Consider the following 17,412-nt stretch of genomic DNA (forward strand, 5'->3'; position numbering starts at 1 on the left):
GGGGAGGAACCGGGAGTTTTGAGAACAAGATCTGACCGTGGGGGCCAGGCATGAGCCATCCGCATCCTGAGCTTGGCCCCCCGCCGACGCTGCCTGAAGGCGGCCTGCGCATAGTCGCACTGGGCGGGTTGGGGGAAATCGGCAGGAACATGGCCGTCTTCGAATATGACGGTCGCCTGCTGGTCGTCGACTGCGGGGTACTGTTCCCCGAGCCGGACCAGCCGGGTGTCGATCTCATCCTGCCTGACTTCGAATACATTCGGGACCGGCTCGACGACGTCGAAGCCGTGGTGCTGACGCACGCCCACGAAGACCACATCGGGGCGGTGCCCTACCTTCTGCGCGAGCGGCGCAATATCCCGCTCATCGGCTCCAGGCTCACGCTTGCCCTGATCGAGGCCAAGCTCACCGAGCACAGGATCCAACCGACCAAGGTCGAGGTCGTGGAGGGCGAACGGCACACGTTCGGGCCGTTCGACTGCGAGTTCCTCGCGGTCAACCACTCCATCCCGGACGCCTTGGCGGTCGCCATCCGGACGCCGGCGGGCATCGTCCTGCACACCGGTGACTTCCGCATGGACCAGCTGCCGAGCGACGGCCGCCTCACCGACCTCGGCGGCTTCGCCAGGCTCGGCACCGAGGGCGTCGACCTGCTGATGTCCGACTCCACCAACGCCGAGGTGCCGGGATTCGTCACCAGCGAGCGGGAGATCGGGCCGGTCATCGACGACGTGATCCGTACCTCCGAGCAGCGTGTCATCGTGGCGAGCTTCGCCTCCCACGTGCACCGCATCCAGCAGGTCATGGACGCCGCGGCCAAGCACGGCCGCAAGGTGGCCCTCGTCGGCCGCTCCATGGTGCGGAACATGGGCGTGGCCCGAGATCTCGGCTACCTCAAGGTGCCGCCGGACCTGATGGTCGACTCGCGCGACATCGAGGAGTGGCCGCCGCAGGACGTGGTGCTGATCTGCACCGGCTCCCAGGGCGAGCCGATGGCGGCGCTGTCGAGGATGGCCAACCGCGACCATCCGATCCGCATCGCCGAGGGCGACACCGTGCTGCTGGCATCGTCGCTGGTGCCGGGCAACGAAACCGCGGTCAACAAGGTCATCAACGGCCTGACCCGGTGGGGCGCCAGGGTGGTGCACAAGGGCAACGCCAAGGTGCACGTCTCGGGGCACGCGGCCGCGGGTGAGCTCCTGTACGTGCTCAACCTGACGCGTCCCTCGAACTTCATGCCCGTGCACGGCGAATGGCGGCACCTTCGGGCCCACGCCAAGCTGGCCGCCCTCACCGGCGTGCCCGAGGACCACATAGTCATCGCCGAGGACGGCGTGGTGGTGGACCTGGTCGACGGTCGCGCTCGGATCGTCGGTGCGGTTCACGCCGGCTATGTCTACGTCGACGGCTCGTCGGTGGGCGAGATCACCGACACCTCTCTCAAGGACCGCAGGATCCTTGGGGATGAGGGGTTCATCTCCGTGGTCGTCGTGGTCGACTCGAGCACGGGCAAGCTCACCGCCGGACCGGAGATTCACGCCCGCGGATCCGGCATCGATCCTGCCCAGTTCGACGAGTTCATCCCGCAGATCCAGCGTGCCCTCGAGGAGAAGGCCGCGGACGGTGTGGTGGACATGCAGGAGATCCGCCGGGTCGTACGTCGCACGGTGGGGCGCTGGGTGAGTGACACCTACCGCCGCCGGCCGATGATCATCCCGGTGGTGCTCGAGGTCTGAGCGTCCTCCGGAGGGTACGGCAGGTGCTCTGGCCTGCCGTACCTGCGGAGGTGGTTGTGGGGCTTGTGGCCTGCGATGGTTGGCGAGGACGGTCGATGATGTCCCTCGAGTCTGGGTGTAGGGCATGTTCGACGCGGAGGTGCTGGCTGGAGAGCAGACGTCCGTTGCTGTGGCTTCTTCATGCACGGTCAGGCGTCCCTTCGGCGTAGTAGCCACATGGCGACGCACATCGGAACGCTCGCGTACGCGATCATGACTGCGGCCGCCGCCGGCGGTGACAGGAGCGAGCCGTACACCGAGGTGGTGATGGTGTCGCCGGTGATCTCCCTAGGGAGGGCGCCGATCATGAGCGAACCCAGGCGTTCGCTCCACGGCTCGGGGATCCTGCCGATGATCATGGGAACCACGTAGACGAGGCCGACGATGATGGCCGTCGTGGCCGCCGCAGAGCGTACGATCGCGCCGAGTCCGACGCCGAGCAGCGCGAACACCGGCACGGTGAGACTGAGCGCGATCAGCAGTGGCAACCGGTCGCTGAAGGCGGTGTTGTAGGCCCCGGAGAAGCGATCACCGAGCACACCACGGGCCACGAGATAGGTGCCGAAGACCGCCACCACACCGACGAGCAGGCCTAGGCCACCGATGACCATGGCTTTGGCGGCGAGGACGGGCCAGCGCCGGGGGACGAGGGCCAGGCTCGTTCTGATCAGACCCGTCGAGTACTCGGTTGTGATGGCCAGAGCGCCCAGGATGCCCATGCAGAGCTGAGGGATGATCGTGAACACTTCTTCCAGGTCCGCGATCCTGGCTCGTGCCTGCTGCTCGGGCGAAGCGGTGTCATACATGCCGGCTGCTGCCGCAGCGAGGGCGAGGCCCAGGAAGACGGTGCCGAGACTGAGCCCGAGGACCAGGTAGGTTGAGCGGACCGAACGGATCTTCAGCCACTCGGAGGCGAGGACGGTCAATTCCGAGTCCTTCCGGGCGATGGTTGTCTTGGATGAAATGCGGGTGCGGTCCAGTGAAGGCCGATGCCCTGCGTTCTTGCCTGTGGTGCTGAATGTCGCATCAGCGGCCCTGTGGTGCAGGAATTCGCGTGAGCAGTTCTGTGGTGCGGGACGTCGCGTGAGCAGTTCTGTGGTGCGGGACGTCGCGTGAGCAGTTCTGTGGTGCGGGACGTCGCGTGAGCAGTTCTGTGGTGCGGGACGTCGCGTGAGCAGGTCGGATGCGGTTGGCATGGGCGCGGGGAGGGCTCTGCGGGCGTATCTGCCCATGCGGAGCCGCGATGTCCGGGCTGCCCTTGTGGAATGTGGGTGTTCGGGCTGCCCTTGAGGAGCGCGGGTCTCAGGCTGCCCTTGCGGAGAGCGGGTGTCCGGGCCTGGTGTCGTGGGGTGGTGCAAGGGCTGATGCGGGGGTGAGGTGCGGAGGCGCGTACGGTCATGCGTCTCTCCGCTTGAGCTCGTAGTAGCCGACGGCGAGGGCGACGAGCGGGTAGGTGAGGAGCACGCCCAGCGCGGCCCAGGGCGGCAGGAAACCGTCGCCCAGGCGGGAGGAGAGCCGCTGGTCTGCCATCTGCGGGACGAGGTTCGGAAAGAGGAACGTGGCGACGCGCGTGTTCCACGGCGCGGGCAGGTAGTTGGCCACGCCGGGGAGTACGAACAGCAAGGTGACGACCGACATGATGGCGCCGGCTGTGGAGCGGACGGCGGCTCCGACGCCGAGGCCCACCAGTGCCAGTGCGGTCGCTGACAGGCCCGAGGCGAGCAGCGTCGGCAGGCCCTCGGTGAACGGAGTCTCGTTGAAGCCCAGGTGGCGGCCCTCGGCGATCAACCGGCTCGTTGCATACGTGAGTAGGAGGATCGCGTTGGCGGCGACCAAGGTGGTCGCGCCGACAATGCCTGCCTTGGCCAGGAATAAGGTGCTGCGCTTCGGGACGGTGATCAGGGTAGTGCGGACCATGCCGGTGGCGTACTCGGAAGTGATCGTCAGCACTCCGAGCACCGCCAGACTCAGCTGGACGAGGGGCAGGAAGCCCTGCTCGGGGGCGGCTGCGCGAAGCGTGCCGCGCTCGTCGGCGAGGGCCGTCACATAGAGCGTCCACGCGATGCCCAGGAGCACCGTCAGTGTCGCTGCACCGATCGAGTGGTAGGTCGAGGTCACTGAGCGGAGCTTCAGCCATTCGGAGGACAGGACCGCCTTCATCTGGCCGCTCCGTACTGCACGCTGTCGGCGGTCAGAGCCAGGTAGGCGTCTTCGAGGGATGGGTAACGGGCGGTCAGCTCGGCGACGGTGGACTCGGCGATCAGCTTGCCGCGGCCGACGATGACGATGCGCTCAGCGGTGAGGGCCATCTCGCTCATGAGATGGCTGGAGAGCAGGACGGTGCGGCCCTCGGCGGCCAGGGAGCGCATGAGGTCGCGGATCCAGCGCACACCGTCGGGGTCGAGGCCGTTGACCGGTTCGTCGAACATCAGGATGCCGGGATCTCCGAGCAGCGCGGCCGCGATGCCCAGCCGCTGCTTCATGCCCAGGGAGAAACCACCCACTCGCTTACGCGCCACGCCCGCCAGCCCGACCTGCTCCAGCACCTCGGTGACGCGCGCGGGGCCGATGTCGTTGGTGCGGGCCAGGCAGAGCAGGTGGTTGTAGGCACTGCGGCCGCCATGGACCGCGCTCGCGTCCAGGAGTGCACCTACCTCGTGCATCGGCCTGCGCAGTGTGGCGTATCGCCTGCCGTTGACCAGCGCCTGCCCCGACGTCGGCGAGTCGAGGCCCAGGACCAGGCGCATCGTGGTGGACTTGCCGGCGCCGTTGGGGCCGAGGAACCCGGTCACGTGGCCCGGCTCGACCTTGAAGGTGAGACCGTCCACGGCCAGGGTGGCGCCGTAGCGCTTGGTGAGGTGGTGGAGTTCGATCACGTCGTAAAGGATGCGGGGTGGCCGGGCCGCGGCGCGTCGGACCACGGTCCGAACTTCAAGGTCAGACCCTGGGTTGACGTGCGCAGCCCGCCTCAGCGGCTACGGTTCAACGCGTGAACGACACGCACCCCTTCTACGCCAGGCGCATGAGCCGTCGTCAGTTGGTCATGCTCGATGCGGTGGTGGGGGCGTGCGCGGCGTTCATCTTCTTCACCGTGACGGTTCATGCCGAGGCGCTGTCACCATGGATGCGGCTCGCTCTCCCCGCCGGCCTGGGCCTTCCGCTGGCACTGCGCAGGCTCTGGCCCCTGCCCGTCTTCTGCTTCACGCTGGTGATCGCCGTCTACGCTGCGCTGTCGGGCGTCTCAGGGCTCGTGTACCTCGCGCCCGCGTACGTTCTCTACATCGTCGCGCTGTCCGACAGGCTCGGCCCCGCGGTCCCGACGTCGGCCATCGCGGTGGTGAGCCTGATGACCATCGTCGGCATGACGGTGGCGGGGACGCCTCGCGACCGGGCCCCCGACTGGCTGCTGCACCTCGATCAGCCGCTGCTGGGGATAGCTGCGCTGGGAGGGGCGTGGACGATCGGCCGGGCCGTACAGGAGCGAAGATCCTTCGCCGCACGTGACGCGGAGCGGATGGCGGCGCAGGCGGTGGCGGAGGAGCGGCTGAGGATCGCTCGCGAGCTGCATGACGTGGTCACGCACAGCGTAGGGCTGATCGCGGTCAAGGCCGGGGTCGCCAACCATGTCATGGCGACCAAACCGGAGGAGGCGCACGACGCGTTGCGCGTCATCGAGACCGCCAGCCGGAGCGCCCTGGTCGAGATGCGGCACCTGCTCGGGGTGCTCAGGTCGACGTCGGTGCCCGACCGTGTGCCCACTCCCGGCCTGGCGGGGATCCAGGGGCTGGTGCGCCAGGCCCGGCTGGCCGGGGTGGAGGTAGAGCTCGACCTGCGTGTCGAGAGGGAGAGAGCCGAGGCCGCACCGCCGGACAGAGCGGCGGGAGGAGATACGAGGATCTTCTGGGAAGACGCGGCACGGGAACGGGCGGAAGCCTTGCGAGGAGGAGTGCCGTCGCGTGAAGAGGTGCCGCGAGGGGACGCGGCGGTGTGGCAAAGGGAGGAAGGAGTCTGGGAGCGGCTGCCTGGTGGTGTCGGGTTGGCTGCGTATCGCATCGTGCAGGAGGCGCTCACCAATGTGGTCAAGCACGCCGCGCCGACCCGTTGCCGTGTGTCCGCTGTGGTCAAGAGTGAGGAGGTACGGATCGAGGTGGTCGATGAAGGGCCGGGATGGCGAACGTTGCCTGGTGAAGGGGCTGGGCACGGTCTGATAGGCATGCGGGAACGGGTCATGATGTACGGCGGGACGTTCGAGGCCGGCAGCCTGCCTGGGCGAGGGTTTCGGGTGTTCGCGACGTTGCCTTATGAGGAGGTCTCATGATCCGTGTGGTCATCGCCGACGATCAGGCGTTGCTCAGGGGGAGCTTCAAAGTACTGGTCGACTCCGAGCCTGATCTGGAGGTGGTGGGGGAGGCGGCGACCGGGGCCGAGGCTGTCGACGTCGTGCTGGAACGGCGGCCGGACGTCGTGCTCATGGACGTGCGAATGCCGGATATGGATGGAATCGAAGCCACTCGCCGGATCAGGGATGTGGCCCGCGTTCTCGTGGTGACGATGTTCGACCTCGACGCTTATGTTTATGATGCGCTCAGGGCCGGCGCGAGTGGGTTTTTGCTGAAGGATACGCCGCCTGCTGATTTGCTCGCTGCTGTACGGGTGGTCGCGGCAGGAGAGGCGCTGCTGGCGCCTACGGTAACGCGTAGGTTGATCGAGGAGTTCACGCGTACTCCCGTGCTGCCTCAAGTCAAGGGCTTGGAGGGCGTTACGGAGCGGGAGCGGGAAGTGTTGTTGTTAATTGCGCGAGGCATGTCCAATCGGGAGATCGCGGCTCACCTGCAGGTCAGCCTGGCTACGGTGAAGACGCACATCACGCGACTGCTGTCCAAGCTCGAGGCCCGGGATCGCGCTCAGCTGGTGATTGCGGCATACGAGAGCGGACTGGTTTCGGCTGCCGCGTGATGGCGCTCAGATCAATTTGCTGCCGGCTGGCCAGGTGTTAGAGTGTGTATCGAACCTAGAGCGTTTGTGAAAGCCAATCCAAGTGTGCTCCGCCGAACGGTCCTTTTCTCTCGCCTACTGCGTCGAGTAGCCAGTGTGCGGTTTCTTCCGCTTGTGTGACCAAGTCGGGTGGATAACGTAGCAGGATTTGATGTTCTGCGAATTCGTCTACATCGTCTAGGATGAGTCGCCCATCTCTCATGCGAATCACGTCCAGGTCGAGGTCGAGCATGGTGACCTCACCGTCGTTCCATTCCGGAATGGTCGTGACGTCGACGTAGATTTCGCTTTTGTGGGGCGGGGTGTTGAAGGATGCCGTCCACCAGGCGTCCCGGGGGAACAGCATGATGGCGGTTGTCTCCCACGTTACGGGCGGGCCTTCGCCCTTCCGGGCGATCGTCCCACCTGGGACTTCGGCCCAAAGGCCGTGCTCGTCCTCGCCTAGTAGCCGAGCGGGGTGGTTCCAATGCAATGCGCCGCCGTATTTTCTGAAGACGATTCGCACATCGGTCATATGTAGAGACATATCCGTGCTGGGTGGTCGTCACACGCGGCGCTGGCGGTGGAGTTGGCCGGCGGGCTGGGGCGGGGCTGGAGTGTGAGGGCTTCGGTAGTGCGCGGGTGGCGGCTTCGTCGGCTTCCTGGCTGCTTCGTGGGCGCGCAGGCTCGCAGGAGGAGCACCTCACCGGCTGGCTGGTGGGCCTGGGATGGGCGTGCAGGTCGCGCAGAGGGCGATGAGCCGGCGAGGCGGAGGTCTTGCGGCGTGAGGCAGGGGCGCTCGTGGGCTCCTCGTGGTGGTGCTGAAGGTGGTGGTGCTGAAAGGACTGTCAGGGGTGGAGGCGGAGGGCCTCGGCGAGGGCGGCTAGGCGTTGGGGGGAGGCCAGGCCGGCGTGGTACAGGTGGAACTCCGATGCGCCGGCCTTGGCGTACGTCCTGAGCTGGTCCGCCAGTGCTTCCGGGTCGGCGGGGCGGGGTGGGAGGGCCAGGACGTAGGCGCCTACTCGCTGGGTCGGTGTGGCCAGGTCCTTGAGGCGGGCCAGGCGGGTGGCGTCCGTGGCGGGGTCGCCCCAGCAGTTGGCCACCAGGACGTCTGCTGCGGGTTCGCCGGACGGGAGCGGGGCGAAGGCGCCTGTGGCCCAGGGGTCCGGGTTGGCGTGCAGGGTGATGGGGACGTTGGGGGCGATTGTTCTGGCGACGGCGATCAGGCGCTGGCGGAGGGTGGTCGTTTGTGCAACGCGGAGGGCGCATACCTCGTCGGCGAAGGGGCCGAGAGCGTCGACGGCTGTGATCGGGGCCTGCGCCTGGGGCGCCTGCGCCTGGGCCTGCGCCTGCGCCTGGGTAGGGGTGGTGCCCGATTGGGGGGTGCCGGAGGTGGGCGTGCCCGACTGGCTCAGGGTGGGGGTACCCGACTGGGCCGAGGTGAGGGTGCCCGGCTGGGCCGGGGTGGAGGTGGTGGTGCCCGGCTGGGCGGTGCCGGAGGTGGGGGTGGCTGGTTGGGCGGTGCCGGAGGTGGGGGTGGCTGGTTGGAAGGTGGTGGGGGAGGGGGTGCTGCGGTCGATGGCGGCGCGGACGGCGGCCCTGGTCGGCTCGGGGTAGTGGGGGGCGCAGTTCGTGCAGAAGCACAGGGAGAGGAGATCGATGTCTGCGGGTGTCCAGTCAGCGCCGGACGTCTTTTCGTGGACGGTCTGGTGGCCGAAGCCCATCGGGCCGCAGGCCTCCAGGATCAGGCCGTCGGGCTCGCCCACCTCAAGGATCTCCTTGACCAGGCGCTCGCAGTACTCGATGACGTCCTCGTGAGCGGGGCACAGGGCGTACGGGTACGGGTCGCCGAAGGCGTTGCGTACGACCAGGTCGGGGTTGGCCGAACCCAGGTGCGAGTTGTGCGTCAGGACGGTCCAGGCGTGGACCTGGAGGCCGACGGCCTTCAGGGCGTCCCTGGCCTGGAGGTAGGCGTCGGCCGGGGTCCACGTCGGGGTCGCGGGGACCAGGCGCGACCAGGACGACGGGCGGATCGGCAGGTAGAAGGCCGGGTACGGCACGTCGAGTACTCGGTGAGCGGGATGGTACGGCGTGGCTGCCCGCGTTGAGTGATACATGGCTGCCAGGGCGACCGCCTGGACGCCGAGGTCGGCCAGGCGGCCAGGGGCTGATGGGTCTCCGACCACGTCCCAGGGGTAGAGGTAGGCGACGTTCATCAACGGGGTCTCCTTGCCGATGGTCATGAGGAAGTCAGGTCGCGTGCGGTCTTGGTGGGTTCAGGTGGCGACGGTCACCAGCGGGGCTTTTTCGGAGAGAAGGAGGGATCGAAGCGTTGGATGTACGTCGTGTCGTCGCGGGAACGGATGCCGCACTTCTCGTACTGCTCGTGCATCACCGCGAGTGCGTCCCTGTCCAGCTCGACGCCCAGGCCCGGGGTGGTGGGGACCGGGACGGCGCCGTTGACGAAGCGGAGGGGGCCGGGCTGCACCACGTCCTGGCCGTCCTGCCAGGGGGTGTGGGTGTCGCAGGCGAACGTGAGGTTCGGGGTGGCGGCGGCGAGGTGCGTCATGGCGGCCAGGCTGATGCCGAGGTGGGAGTTGGAGTGCATGGACATGCCCAGGCCGAACGTGTCGCACATCGCGGCGATGTGCGAAGAACGTACGAGACCGCCCCAGTAGTGGTGGTCCAGGAGGAGCACGCCGATGGCGCGGGAAGCCATCGCGGGCGGGAAGTGTTCCGGGGTGACGACGCACATGTTCGTGGCGAGGGGCATGGGGACGGAGGCCGCGACCTCGGCCATGCCGTCGATGCCGGACGTCGGGTCCTCGAGGTACTGGAGGACGCCGTCGAGCTCCCTGCCCACGCGGATCGAGGTGGCCACCGACCAGGCGGCGTTCGGGTCGAGGCGGAGCGGGGTGTCCGGGAACGCCTCGTGCAGCGCCTGGATCGCCGCGATCTCCTGGTCCGGTGGGTACACGCCGCCCTTGAGCTTGATCGAGCGGAAGCCGTACTCGTCGATCAGGAGCCTGGCCTGCTCGACGATGCCGGCCTCGTCGAGTGCGGCGCCGAAGCGGTCGGGGTCGTCGCCGGGGTGGCCCGCCCACTTGTAGAAGAGGTACGCGCTGTACGGGATCGCGTCCCTGACCTTGCCGCCCAGGAGGTCGGACACCGGGACGCCGGCCGCCTTGCCTCTGATGTCCAGGCAAGCCACCTCGAAGGGGGAGAAGAGGCGGTCGATGCTCTTCTCGGTGCTGCCGGCGCCGGTGAGGCCGTGCAGGTCGGGCACCGTTCCGCCGACAAGGGCGGCGATCCGGGCGTACATCGCGTTGAGGGCGTGGACGTCGAGGCCGATCAGGGCTTCGGCGCATTCGCGGGTCTTGGCGAGGTGTTCGAGATCGCCGTACGTCTCACCCAGCCCGGTCAGACCTTCGTCGGTGACGACCTCGACAATGGTACGGAGAGCCCAGGGCTCGTGAACTCCTGCGGCGTTCAGGAGAGGCGGATCCCGGAAGGCGACGGGGGTGACGTGGATCTGCCTGATGATCATCGCATTCCGTCCATATATGTGAACGATAGCCAGATTTGTGGACAAGTAGCCGCAACTGTAAGAATCAGATTGAAGAAGTGTCAAGACTCCGAAGGGCCATTCGATGATCTACGGACACGACCCCAGGACCGGCGAAACCGTGGGCGCCGCCCTGCCCGAGACCGACACCGCCGGGGTCGACATGATCGTTTCTGCTGCGGCCGCCGCCGGCGCGGCCTGGCGGGCGACCCCGGCCGCCGAGCGTGCCGTCGCGCTGGAGGCCGTTGCCGACGCGCTGAGCGCGCACGTGGACGAGCTGTGGCAGCTCGCCGACCAGGAGACCGCGCTCGGCGAGGTGCGGCTGCGCGGCGAGGTGGCGCGTACGGCGGGGCAGTTCAGGCTCTTCGCCGAGGTGATCAGGGACGGCGGTTACCTGGAAGCCATCATCGATCACGCTGACCCTTCGCTCACGCCGCCCAGGCCGGACGTGCGCCGCATGAAGCACGCGCTGCAGGGCGTCGTGGCCGTGTTCGCGGCCAGCAACTTCCCGTTCGCGTTCTCCGTGGCCGGCGGTGACACCGCCTCCGCGCTCGCCGCCGGCTGCCCCGTGGTCGTGAAGGCGCACCCCGGGCACCCGAACACGTCCGAGCGGGTGGCGAAGATCGTGCGCGAGGCGCTGCCGTACCCGGACCTGCTCGGTCTGGTCCAGGGCATGCAGGCCGGCGCGGACCTCGTGCAGCACCCGAGCGTGGTCGCCGCCGGGTTCACCGGGTCCGTGGCCGGTGGCAAGGCGATCCAGAAGCTGATCGACGAGCGGGAGGTGCCGATCCCGTTCTACGGCGAGCTCGGCAGCGTGAACCCCGTGGTCGTGCTGCCGTCCGCGCCCGTGCAGGAGGTGGCGGCCGGGTTCGCCGGATCGCTGACGCTCGGGGTGGGGCAGTTCTGCACGAACCCCGGGCTCATGTTCGTGCCCGAGGGTGACGAGCTGCGCAAGGCGATCGTCGAGGCCGTCGAGGGCACCAGCGGCGGGCCGATGCTCGCCGAGCGGATCAGGGACGGGTACCTCGGCGGCGTCGAGCGGCTCGGGCAGCTGCAACTGCTGGCCGAGGGCAAGCCGGGGGAGGGAAGCCTGGCGGTCACGCCCAAGGTGTTCACCGCTGATCTGGAGACGTTCGCGTCGAAGCTGCCGGGGATCGGTGAGGAGTGCTTCGGGCCGGCGTCGATCGTGGTCACCTACCGGGACGTCGCCGACCTGCGGCCGGTGCTGGAGCGGCTCGAAGGGTCGTTGACGGCGACCATCCACAGCACCCAGCCGGAGGAGGCCGGGGAGGTCGCCGAGGTGCTGGGCAGGCGGGCCGGGCGGCTCATCTGGAACGGGTGGCCGACCGGGGTGGCCGTTTGCTGGGCCATGCATCACGGTGGGCCGTGGCCTGCTGCCACGACCAGCTACACGTCTGTGGGGGCGACGGCGATCGGGCGGTGGCTGGCGCCTACCGCCTATCAGGACTGGCCGGAGGGGTTGCTGCCGGACGAGCTCAAGGACGGGAACCCGCTGTCGATTCCGCGGAGGGTGGATGGTCGGCTTCAGGTCTGACCGGTTCTTTGGTTGGTTCTGAAGGCTCTGGCCGGTCTTGGTGATTCGTCGGCCTGGTGGTGTGGTGGGGTGGGGTGGTGTGACTGCCCGCCACACGACTCGGGTCGGCGATTTCGCCATGCTCGGTGAGCGGATGTGTGGTGCGCGCTGGAGTTGGTTGAGCGGACGTGCGGACTGGGAGCGGACTTGCAGGGTGTGTGCGGGGTCGGTGGGTGAGCGGACCGCGGGGTGTGCGGTGGGGTCGGGTGAAGGGCGCGCCTGGTCGGTGGTGAGCGGGCGGGGTGCGATGGCGCGGGTGAGTGGATGTGCGGGGTGGGTGAGCGGGCGGGGGTGCGATGGCGCGGGTGAGTGGATGTGCGGGTGGGGTGAGCGGGCGGGGGTGCGATGGCGCGGGTGAGTGGATGTGCGGGTGGGGTGAGCGGGCGGGGTGCGATGGCGCGGGTGAGTGGATGTGCGGGGTGGGTGAGCGGGCGGGGGTGCGATGGCGCGGGTGAGTGGGCGTGCGGGGTGGGTGAGCAGCGCGGGGTGCAGTGGCTTGGGTGAGTGGACGTGCACGGTGTGACGCGGAGTACGTCTCCGGGGGACAGAACCGCGGACGACCGCCGATGGGAATCGCTGCTGGAAGTACGCGAGCCAGAACGCCCCCCATCGCTCCCCACAAAAGCAACCGACGACCGCACCAAAAAGCCGGCGTCAGCCGTTGGCGATCTCCAGCCCGACCCCGATAAGCCGCTCCAACACCCGCACATGCTCCTCCCCCGGATCACAAAGCGGCGCCCGCACCCCACCCACCTCCAACCCCCGCACCCGCACCCCCGCCTTGACCAGCGAAACCGCATACCCCGGCACAAGATCCCGCAACTCCACCAACGGCAGATAAAACCCGGTGAGCAACCGCTGCACCATCACCTCATCCCCCGCCGTCACCGCCTTGTGGAAGGCGAGCGCGATCTCGGGCGCGAAGGCGAAGACCGCGCTGGAGTACAGCAGAACCCCCACCCCCCGGTAAGCAGGAACGGTCAGCTCAGCAGTGGGCAGCCCGTTGAAGAAGGTGAACTCGGGATTGGTCCGGCGGACGGTCAGGATGATGCGTTGCAGGAGGTCGAAGTCGCCCAGGCCGTCCTTGAAGCCCACGACGTTCGGCACGTCGGCGGCCAGCTCGGCCACCGCGGCGGGGGTGAAGCGGGCCGTGCCGCGCTGGTAGATGATGACGGGCAGGTCGCCGGCCGCCGCGACCTCGCGGACGTAGCGGACGAGGCCGGAGGCGGGGCCGGTGACCAGGTAGGGAGGCATCACCAGCAGGCCGTCGGCGCCCTCAGAGGCGGCGGCGCGGGCCAGGGCGCGGGCGGTCGGCAGGGGGCCGCCGGCGCCGGCGAGGACGGGGACGCGGCCGGCGGTGGCGTCGACCGCGGTCGACACCACCCGGGTGTACTCCTCGAGGTCGAGGGCGTTGAACTCGCCCGTGCCGCACGCGGCGAACACTCCTCCCGCCCCCGCCGCGACTCCCTGGGCGACGTGGCAGGCGAGGATGGGCTCGGCGAGGGCGCCGTCGGGGCAGAAGGGGGTGACAGGGAAGAAGAGAACGCCGTCTAGCCGCATCAACGAGTCCTTACTAGCGGATGCCCTCCCTGCGCAGGGTGGCAGCCAGCTTCCGGGTGTGTTTGATGATCGCTTCGGTGATCGGCTCGACGTCGGCGGGCGCGAGCGCGGCCGGCATCGAGCAGCTGATCGCGTCGGTGGCCGGGATGCGGTAGTCGACCGCCACGGCCACACAGGCCACGCCCGGCGTGCCCTGCTCCCGCTCGTACGACCAGCCCCTGGTGCGCACCTGGTCGAGCTCGCCGGTGAGCTTGTCGAGGTCGGTGATGGTGTGCTCGGTGAGGGCCGTGAGCGGTTCGGGCAGCAGCGCCACCACTTCGTCATCGGTGAGCTGGGCGAGCAGGACCTGGCCGAGCGCGGTCACGTGGGCGGGCAGGCGCCGGCCCACGCGGGGGATGATGTGGTCGGCCTCGCGTGACTCCCTGGTGGCCAGGTAGAGGACGTGCGCGCCGTCGCGCCGGGCGAAGTGCACGGTCTGCCCGATCTCGTCGCGCAGGTCCTCCAGGCAGTCCTGGGCGAAGGGGAGCGCCGGGTCCTTGTCGAGGTAGGCCGTGCCGGTCAGCAGCGCGTGCGGCCCGATGCCGAAGGCCGACCTGGCCGAGTCGGTCTCCACCCAGTTGAGCTCGACCAGCGTGCGCATCAGGGCGTGCAGGCTGCTGCGGGGGAAGCCCGTCCGCTGCTGGAGCTCCGACAGGGTCAGGTGGTCGTGCGACTCGGCGAGCGTCTCCAGGATGCGTACGGTCCGCTCCGCGGACTTGACCAGCGGGGGCTGCTCCATGCTCATCCCATCTCGTGTCCTTCGGGAAAGATCCAGGATATGGGATACCGTCCAGATACATGGACGCCTAACCCTTGACCGCGCCGCTCGTCAGCCCCCGCATGAACTGCCGCTGGAACGCCAGGAAGGCGATGATCGAGGGCAGCAGCGCCAGCAGCGAGGCGGCCAGCAGCACCCCGATGCCGACCTCCTCGTCCGACCGGAGCGAGCGTAGCGCGATGGGCAGCGTCCACATGTCCGACTCGGGGGCGACGATCAGCGGGAGCAGGTACTGGTCCCAGATCATGGTGAAGCCGAAGACCCCGATCACGCCGAGGGCCGGCCGGCACAGCGGCACGATGATCGTGGCGAAGATGCGCAGCTCGCCGGCGCCGTCGATGCGGGCCGCCTCCTCCAGCTCGACCGGCACCTCCTTCATGAACTCCGTCATGACGAGGATCGAGAAGCCCCAGGCGCCGACCGGCAGGATCATGCCGGCGTAGGTGCCGATGAGGTTGAGGTGCAGCACCGGCAGGTCGGCCAGGACGAGGGAGAGGGGGATCGCGATGATCTCCTCGGGCAGCATCATCGTGGTGAGCATGAGCAGCATCACGATCGTCATGCCGCGGAACTTCTTGCGGGCCAGCGAGTAGGCCGCGAAGACGCTCACCAGCATCTGCAGGAGCAGGCCGAAGCCGACGACGATGAAAGAGTTGAGCAGGTACAGGTAGACGTTCTTGTCCTTGGCCTGGACGAAGTTCTCCAGCGTGAACTCGTCCGGCCAGAGGGAGAAGGAGGTGGGGTCGAGGGTCTTGTTGAAGGCACTGATCAGCAGACCGACCAGCGGCCCGGTGAAGACGACCACCATTGCGCTATAAATGATGACTTTTCCGGCGGTCGCCAGCGGACCGCGCCGGGCCTCCAGCCCGAGGGCGGTGTCGAACCTCATGTCGCCTGCCTCTTCCGCAACACCTGCACGATCACCGTCAGCACCAGCGTGGCCAGGAACAGCACGATGCCGCCCGCCGAGGCGACACCCAGCTCGTTCTTCTGGAACCCGAGCTTGTAGATCAGGGTCATCAGCACCTCGGACGACCCGTTCGGCCCGCCGTTGGTGAGCACGTACACCTCGACGAAGACCCGCAGCCCGCGGATGGCGGCCAGCGTGAACAGGATCCAGAACACCGGCCGCAGCGCCGGCAGCGTGATGTGCCGCAGCCGGCGCCACGTCGAGGCGCCGTCCACGGCGGCGGCCTCGTACAGGGTGCGGTCCACGCCGACCAGCCCGGCAAGGAAGATCATCATGTCGTACGGGGTCCCGCGCCAGATGCTCATCAGCATGATCGACCACAACGAGGTGTCCTCGCTGGCCAGCCACGGCTGCGGGTCCACCCCCACCCAGCCGATGACGATGTTGAGCAGGCCGTTGTCGGCGGGGTGGAACATGATCCGCCACACCTCGGCCACGGCCGCCATCGTGGTCACGACGGGCAGGAAGGCCGCGGTCCTGACGAACCACAGGTAGCGGGCGGGCCCCTCGATGAGCAGGGCCAGCACGAGGCCGAGCACGATGGAGCCGATCGTGGTGCCCAGGGCCAGCACGACGCTGTGCCAGATGGCGGCGCCGAACTCCGAGTCGGTGATGATCGTCTCGTAGTTCTGGAAGCCGACCCATTCGTCACCGAGGAACGTCTGGACCTTGAACAGGCTCTTCCACAACCCCACGAACATCGGGATGAACTTGAAGTACAGGAAGAGCAGCAGCGCGGGCGCCAGGAACAGCCAGGCGATCAGCGGCCCCCGCCACCGCACCGACTTCGGCGCGTGGCCGGGGGACCGCGTCCGGCGGGGCGCCGGGGCCAGGGTGGAGGTCATGACGCTTTCTGGCTCTGCAGTTCCTGGGTGAGCTTGGTGTTGAGCTCATCCATCGCCGTCTTGACGTCGGCGGTGCAGTCGGCCCAGACGGCGTTGATGGTGTCGGCGGAGGTCTGCCGGATCGGCGCCCAGTTGGGCACCGGCGGGGCGTAGACGGCGTGCGCGTAGGAGTCCTGGAACACCTTCCAGCGCGGGTCCTGGCGCTCGGCGGACATGTCCACCGTGGTGTTCACGGGCAGGCGCACGATGGCGCCGTTGGCGTCCTTGTTCATGCCGATCTTCTGGCCCTCGGGGGAGATCGCGAACTCGGCGAACTTCTTCTGCGCGTCCTGATTCTGCGATCCGGCCATGAGGTAGACGTTCTCGCCCTCGCCGAGCGTGCCGGGGCCGCCGGACGGGCCCTTGGGCACCGGCAGGACCTCGATCTTGTCGGTGCCGACGCTCTTGACGAAGCGGGCCAGCACGTATGGGCCGACCAGGTAGATGCCGCCCTGCCCCTTCTCGAACACCTCGTGCGTGACGGTGGTGTCGTTGCTGACGGCGCCGGGGTTGACGGTCTTGGTCTTGCAGAACTGGTCCTGCAGGTACTGCACGGCCTCGACGGTCTTCGGGTCGTTCACGGTGGCGGCGTACTTGCCGGCCCCGGCGGACTTGATGAAGTCGCCGCCGTTGGCGTAGATGAGCGAGGAGGCGTACCAGGAGGCGTAGCCGCGCTTGGTGCCCGCGGGGGCGGTGAAGCCGGCGGTGTCCTTCTGGCCGTTGCCGTCGGGGTCCTTCTCGGTGAACGCGACGGCCAGCTTCGCCAGGTCCTCCCAGGTCTGCGGCGGCTCCATGCCCACTTTCTCGCGCCAGTCCTTGCGGACGATCAGCGCGAACGACTGGGCGGAGAACGGGGCCGCGTAGAACTTGCCGTCGGATCCCGTGGCGGCCTTCCACGCCGTCTCCGCGAGCTGGTCGCCGCCCTTGAGCGCGGCCTTGTCGACGGGCTGCAGCCAGCCCTGCGACACCATGTTGCCGAGCTGGGCGGTGTCGTTGATGACGATGTCAGGCAGGTCCTTCTGTGCCGCCTGCTGGTTCAGTTTGGTCTCGAAGTCGTCGAAAAGCGCCACGACTTTCGTTTGCACCCCGCTGGCCTTGGTGAAGGCGTCGGCGAGCTTCTTGGCGGTCTTGGCGGAGTCGGAATCGGGCGCCTGCCTGATCCAGATCTCCAATGTGTTGTCCGTACTTGAGGATCCACCGGAACCGCAGCCTGTCAGTCCAACGGCCAGGGTCGTCATGATCGCGACCCCTAGCAGACGACGTGACATCAGAC

At 68.2% G+C, this 17,412-nt stretch carries 14 protein-coding genes and 1 pseudogene; 4 read left to right on the forward strand and 11 right to left on the reverse strand.

Features of this window, described 5'->3' with window-relative positions:
* Positions 1-50 precede the first annotated feature (50 nt).
* Positions 51-1,736: a ribonuclease J gene (locus LCN96_RS11435; RefSeq protein WP_225272570.1), complete on the forward strand. Its 1,686-nt coding sequence runs from the start codon at positions 51-53 to the stop codon at positions 1,734-1,736.
* Positions 1,737-1,924: 188 nt separating this feature from the next.
* Here LCN96_RS11435 and LCN96_RS11440 read toward each other — a convergent pair whose 3' ends face one another.
* From LCN96_RS11440 to LCN96_RS11450, 3 genes and pseudogenes are all read right to left on the reverse strand, one after another.
* A complete protein-coding gene (locus tag LCN96_RS11440; protein ID WP_225272571.1) occupies positions 1,925-2,701 on the reverse strand; it encodes an ABC transporter permease subunit in 777 nt (258 codons plus the stop codon).
* 469 nt (positions 2,702-3,170) lie between these two features.
* Positions 3,171-3,935 (reverse strand): ABC transporter permease, encoded by a 765-nt coding sequence (locus LCN96_RS11445; protein ID WP_225272572.1) that lies wholly within the window; start codon positions 3,933-3,935, stop codon positions 3,171-3,173.
* 62 nt (positions 3,936-3,997) lie between these two features.
* Positions 3,998-4,651 (reverse strand): annotated as a pseudogene (locus LCN96_RS11450) (ABC transporter ATP-binding protein); the annotation flags it as partial.
* 113 nt (positions 4,652-4,764) lie between these two features.
* Here LCN96_RS11450 and LCN96_RS11455 point away from each other — a divergent pair.
* Both LCN96_RS11455 and LCN96_RS11460 read left to right on the forward strand, forming a co-directional pair.
* Positions 4,765-6,093 carry a sensor histidine kinase gene (locus LCN96_RS11455; RefSeq protein WP_225272574.1) on the forward strand — a complete coding sequence of 443 codons (1,329 nt, stop codon included), beginning with the start codon at positions 4,765-4,767 and terminating at the stop codon, positions 6,091-6,093.
* Positions 6,090-6,731 carry a response regulator gene (locus tag LCN96_RS11460; RefSeq protein WP_225272575.1) on the forward strand — a complete coding sequence of 214 codons (642 nt, stop codon included), beginning with the start codon at positions 6,090-6,092 and terminating at the stop codon, positions 6,729-6,731. Before LCN96_RS11455 ends, LCN96_RS11460 begins: the two co-directional genes overlap by 4 nt.
* 55 nt (positions 6,732-6,786) lie before the next feature.
* Here LCN96_RS11460 and LCN96_RS11465 read toward each other — a convergent pair whose 3' ends face one another.
* The 3 genes from LCN96_RS11465 to LCN96_RS11475 all read right to left on the reverse strand — a co-directional run bounded on the left by LCN96_RS11465 (position 6,787) and on the right by LCN96_RS11475 (position 10,296).
* Positions 6,787-7,284, reverse strand: a complete 498-nt coding sequence (locus LCN96_RS11465; RefSeq protein ID WP_225272576.1) for a DUF402 domain-containing protein — start codon at positions 7,282-7,284, stop codon at positions 6,787-6,789.
* 313 nt (positions 7,285-7,597) lie between these two features.
* Positions 7,598-8,965, reverse strand: coding sequence for a hypothetical protein (locus LCN96_RS11470; protein WP_225272577.1), 1,368 nt, complete (start codon positions 8,963-8,965; stop codon positions 7,598-7,600).
* Positions 8,966-9,039: 74 nt separating this feature from the next.
* Positions 9,040-10,296 (reverse strand): glucarate dehydratase family protein, encoded by a 1,257-nt coding sequence (locus LCN96_RS11475; protein ID WP_225272578.1) that lies wholly within the window; start codon positions 10,294-10,296, stop codon positions 9,040-9,042.
* Positions 10,297-10,399: 103 nt separating this feature from the next.
* Between LCN96_RS11475 and LCN96_RS11480 the strand changes: the two genes are divergently transcribed.
* Positions 10,400-11,869, forward strand: a complete 1,470-nt coding sequence (locus LCN96_RS11480; RefSeq protein WP_225272579.1) for an aldehyde dehydrogenase (NADP(+)) — start codon at positions 10,400-10,402, stop codon at positions 11,867-11,869.
* 693 nt (positions 11,870-12,562) lie between these two features.
* On the opposite strand, the gene LCN96_RS11485 is transcribed toward LCN96_RS11480, so the two are convergent.
* The 5 genes from LCN96_RS11485 to LCN96_RS11505 all read right to left on the reverse strand — a co-directional run bounded on the left by LCN96_RS11485 (position 12,563) and on the right by LCN96_RS11505 (position 17,311).
* The gene (locus tag LCN96_RS11485) at positions 12,563-13,468 is read right to left on the reverse strand and encodes a 5-dehydro-4-deoxyglucarate dehydratase (RefSeq protein WP_225272580.1); all 906 of its coding nucleotides are present in this window, start codon (positions 13,466-13,468) and stop codon (positions 12,563-12,565) included.
* A 13-nt stretch (positions 13,469-13,481) separates the two neighbouring features.
* A complete protein-coding gene (locus LCN96_RS11490; RefSeq protein WP_225272581.1) occupies positions 13,482-14,252 on the reverse strand; it encodes an IclR family transcriptional regulator in 771 nt (256 codons plus the stop codon).
* Positions 14,253-14,313: 61 nt separating this feature from the next.
* Entirely contained in the window at positions 14,314-15,093 is a 780-nt protein-coding gene (locus tag LCN96_RS11495; protein WP_225272582.1) for a carbohydrate ABC transporter permease, read from the reverse strand.
* 77 nt (positions 15,094-15,170) lie between these two features.
* Positions 15,171-16,100, reverse strand: a complete 930-nt coding sequence (locus tag LCN96_RS11500; RefSeq protein WP_225272583.1) for a carbohydrate ABC transporter permease — start codon at positions 16,098-16,100, stop codon at positions 15,171-15,173.
* On the reverse strand, positions 16,097-17,311 hold the full coding sequence (locus tag LCN96_RS11505; RefSeq protein ID WP_225272584.1) for an ABC transporter substrate-binding protein: 1,215 nt from the start codon (positions 17,309-17,311) through the stop codon (positions 16,097-16,099). Before LCN96_RS11505 ends, LCN96_RS11500 begins: the two co-directional genes overlap by 4 nt.
* Positions 17,312-17,412: the final 101 nt, after the last annotated feature.

This window comes from Nonomuraea gerenzanensis (genome assembly GCF_020215645.1).
Lineage (GTDB): Bacteria > Actinomycetota > Actinomycetes > Streptosporangiales > Streptosporangiaceae > Nonomuraea > Nonomuraea gerenzanensis.

Coding starts and splice junctions, on each gene's coding strand:
- LCN96_RS11435 (WP_225272570.1), top strand. CDS start 51: ATGAGCCATCCGCATCCTGAGCTTGGCCCCCCGCCGACGCTGCCTGAA.
- LCN96_RS11445 (WP_225272572.1), bottom strand. CDS start 3,935: ATGAAGGCGGTCCTGTCCTCCGAATGGCTGAAGCTCCGCTCAGTGACC.
- LCN96_RS11460 (WP_225272575.1), top strand. CDS start 6,090: ATGATCCGTGTGGTCATCGCCGACGATCAGGCGTTGCTCAGGGGGAGC.
- LCN96_RS11465 (WP_225272576.1), bottom strand. CDS start 7,284: ATGACCGATGTGCGAATCGTCTTCAGAAAATACGGCGGCGCATTGCAT.
- LCN96_RS11470 (WP_225272577.1), bottom strand. CDS start 8,965: ATGAACGTCGCCTACCTCTACCCCTGGGACGTGGTCGGAGACCCATCA.
- LCN96_RS11475 (WP_225272578.1), bottom strand. CDS start 10,296: ATGATCATCAGGCAGATCCACGTCACCCCCGTCGCCTTCCGGGATCCG.
- LCN96_RS11480 (WP_225272579.1), top strand. CDS start 10,400: ATGATCTACGGACACGACCCCAGGACCGGCGAAACCGTGGGCGCCGCC.
- LCN96_RS11485 (WP_225272580.1), bottom strand. CDS start 13,468: ATGCGGCTAGACGGCGTTCTCTTCTTCCCTGTCACCCCCTTCTGCCCC.
- LCN96_RS11490 (WP_225272581.1), bottom strand. CDS start 14,252: ATGAGCATGGAGCAGCCCCCGCTGGTCAAGTCCGCGGAGCGGACCGTA.
- LCN96_RS11495 (WP_225272582.1), bottom strand. CDS start 15,093: ATGGTGGTCGTCTTCACCGGGCCGCTGGTCGGTCTGCTGATCAGTGCC.
- LCN96_RS11500 (WP_225272583.1), bottom strand. CDS start 16,100: ATGACCTCCACCCTGGCCCCGGCGCCCCGCCGGACGCGGTCCCCCGGC.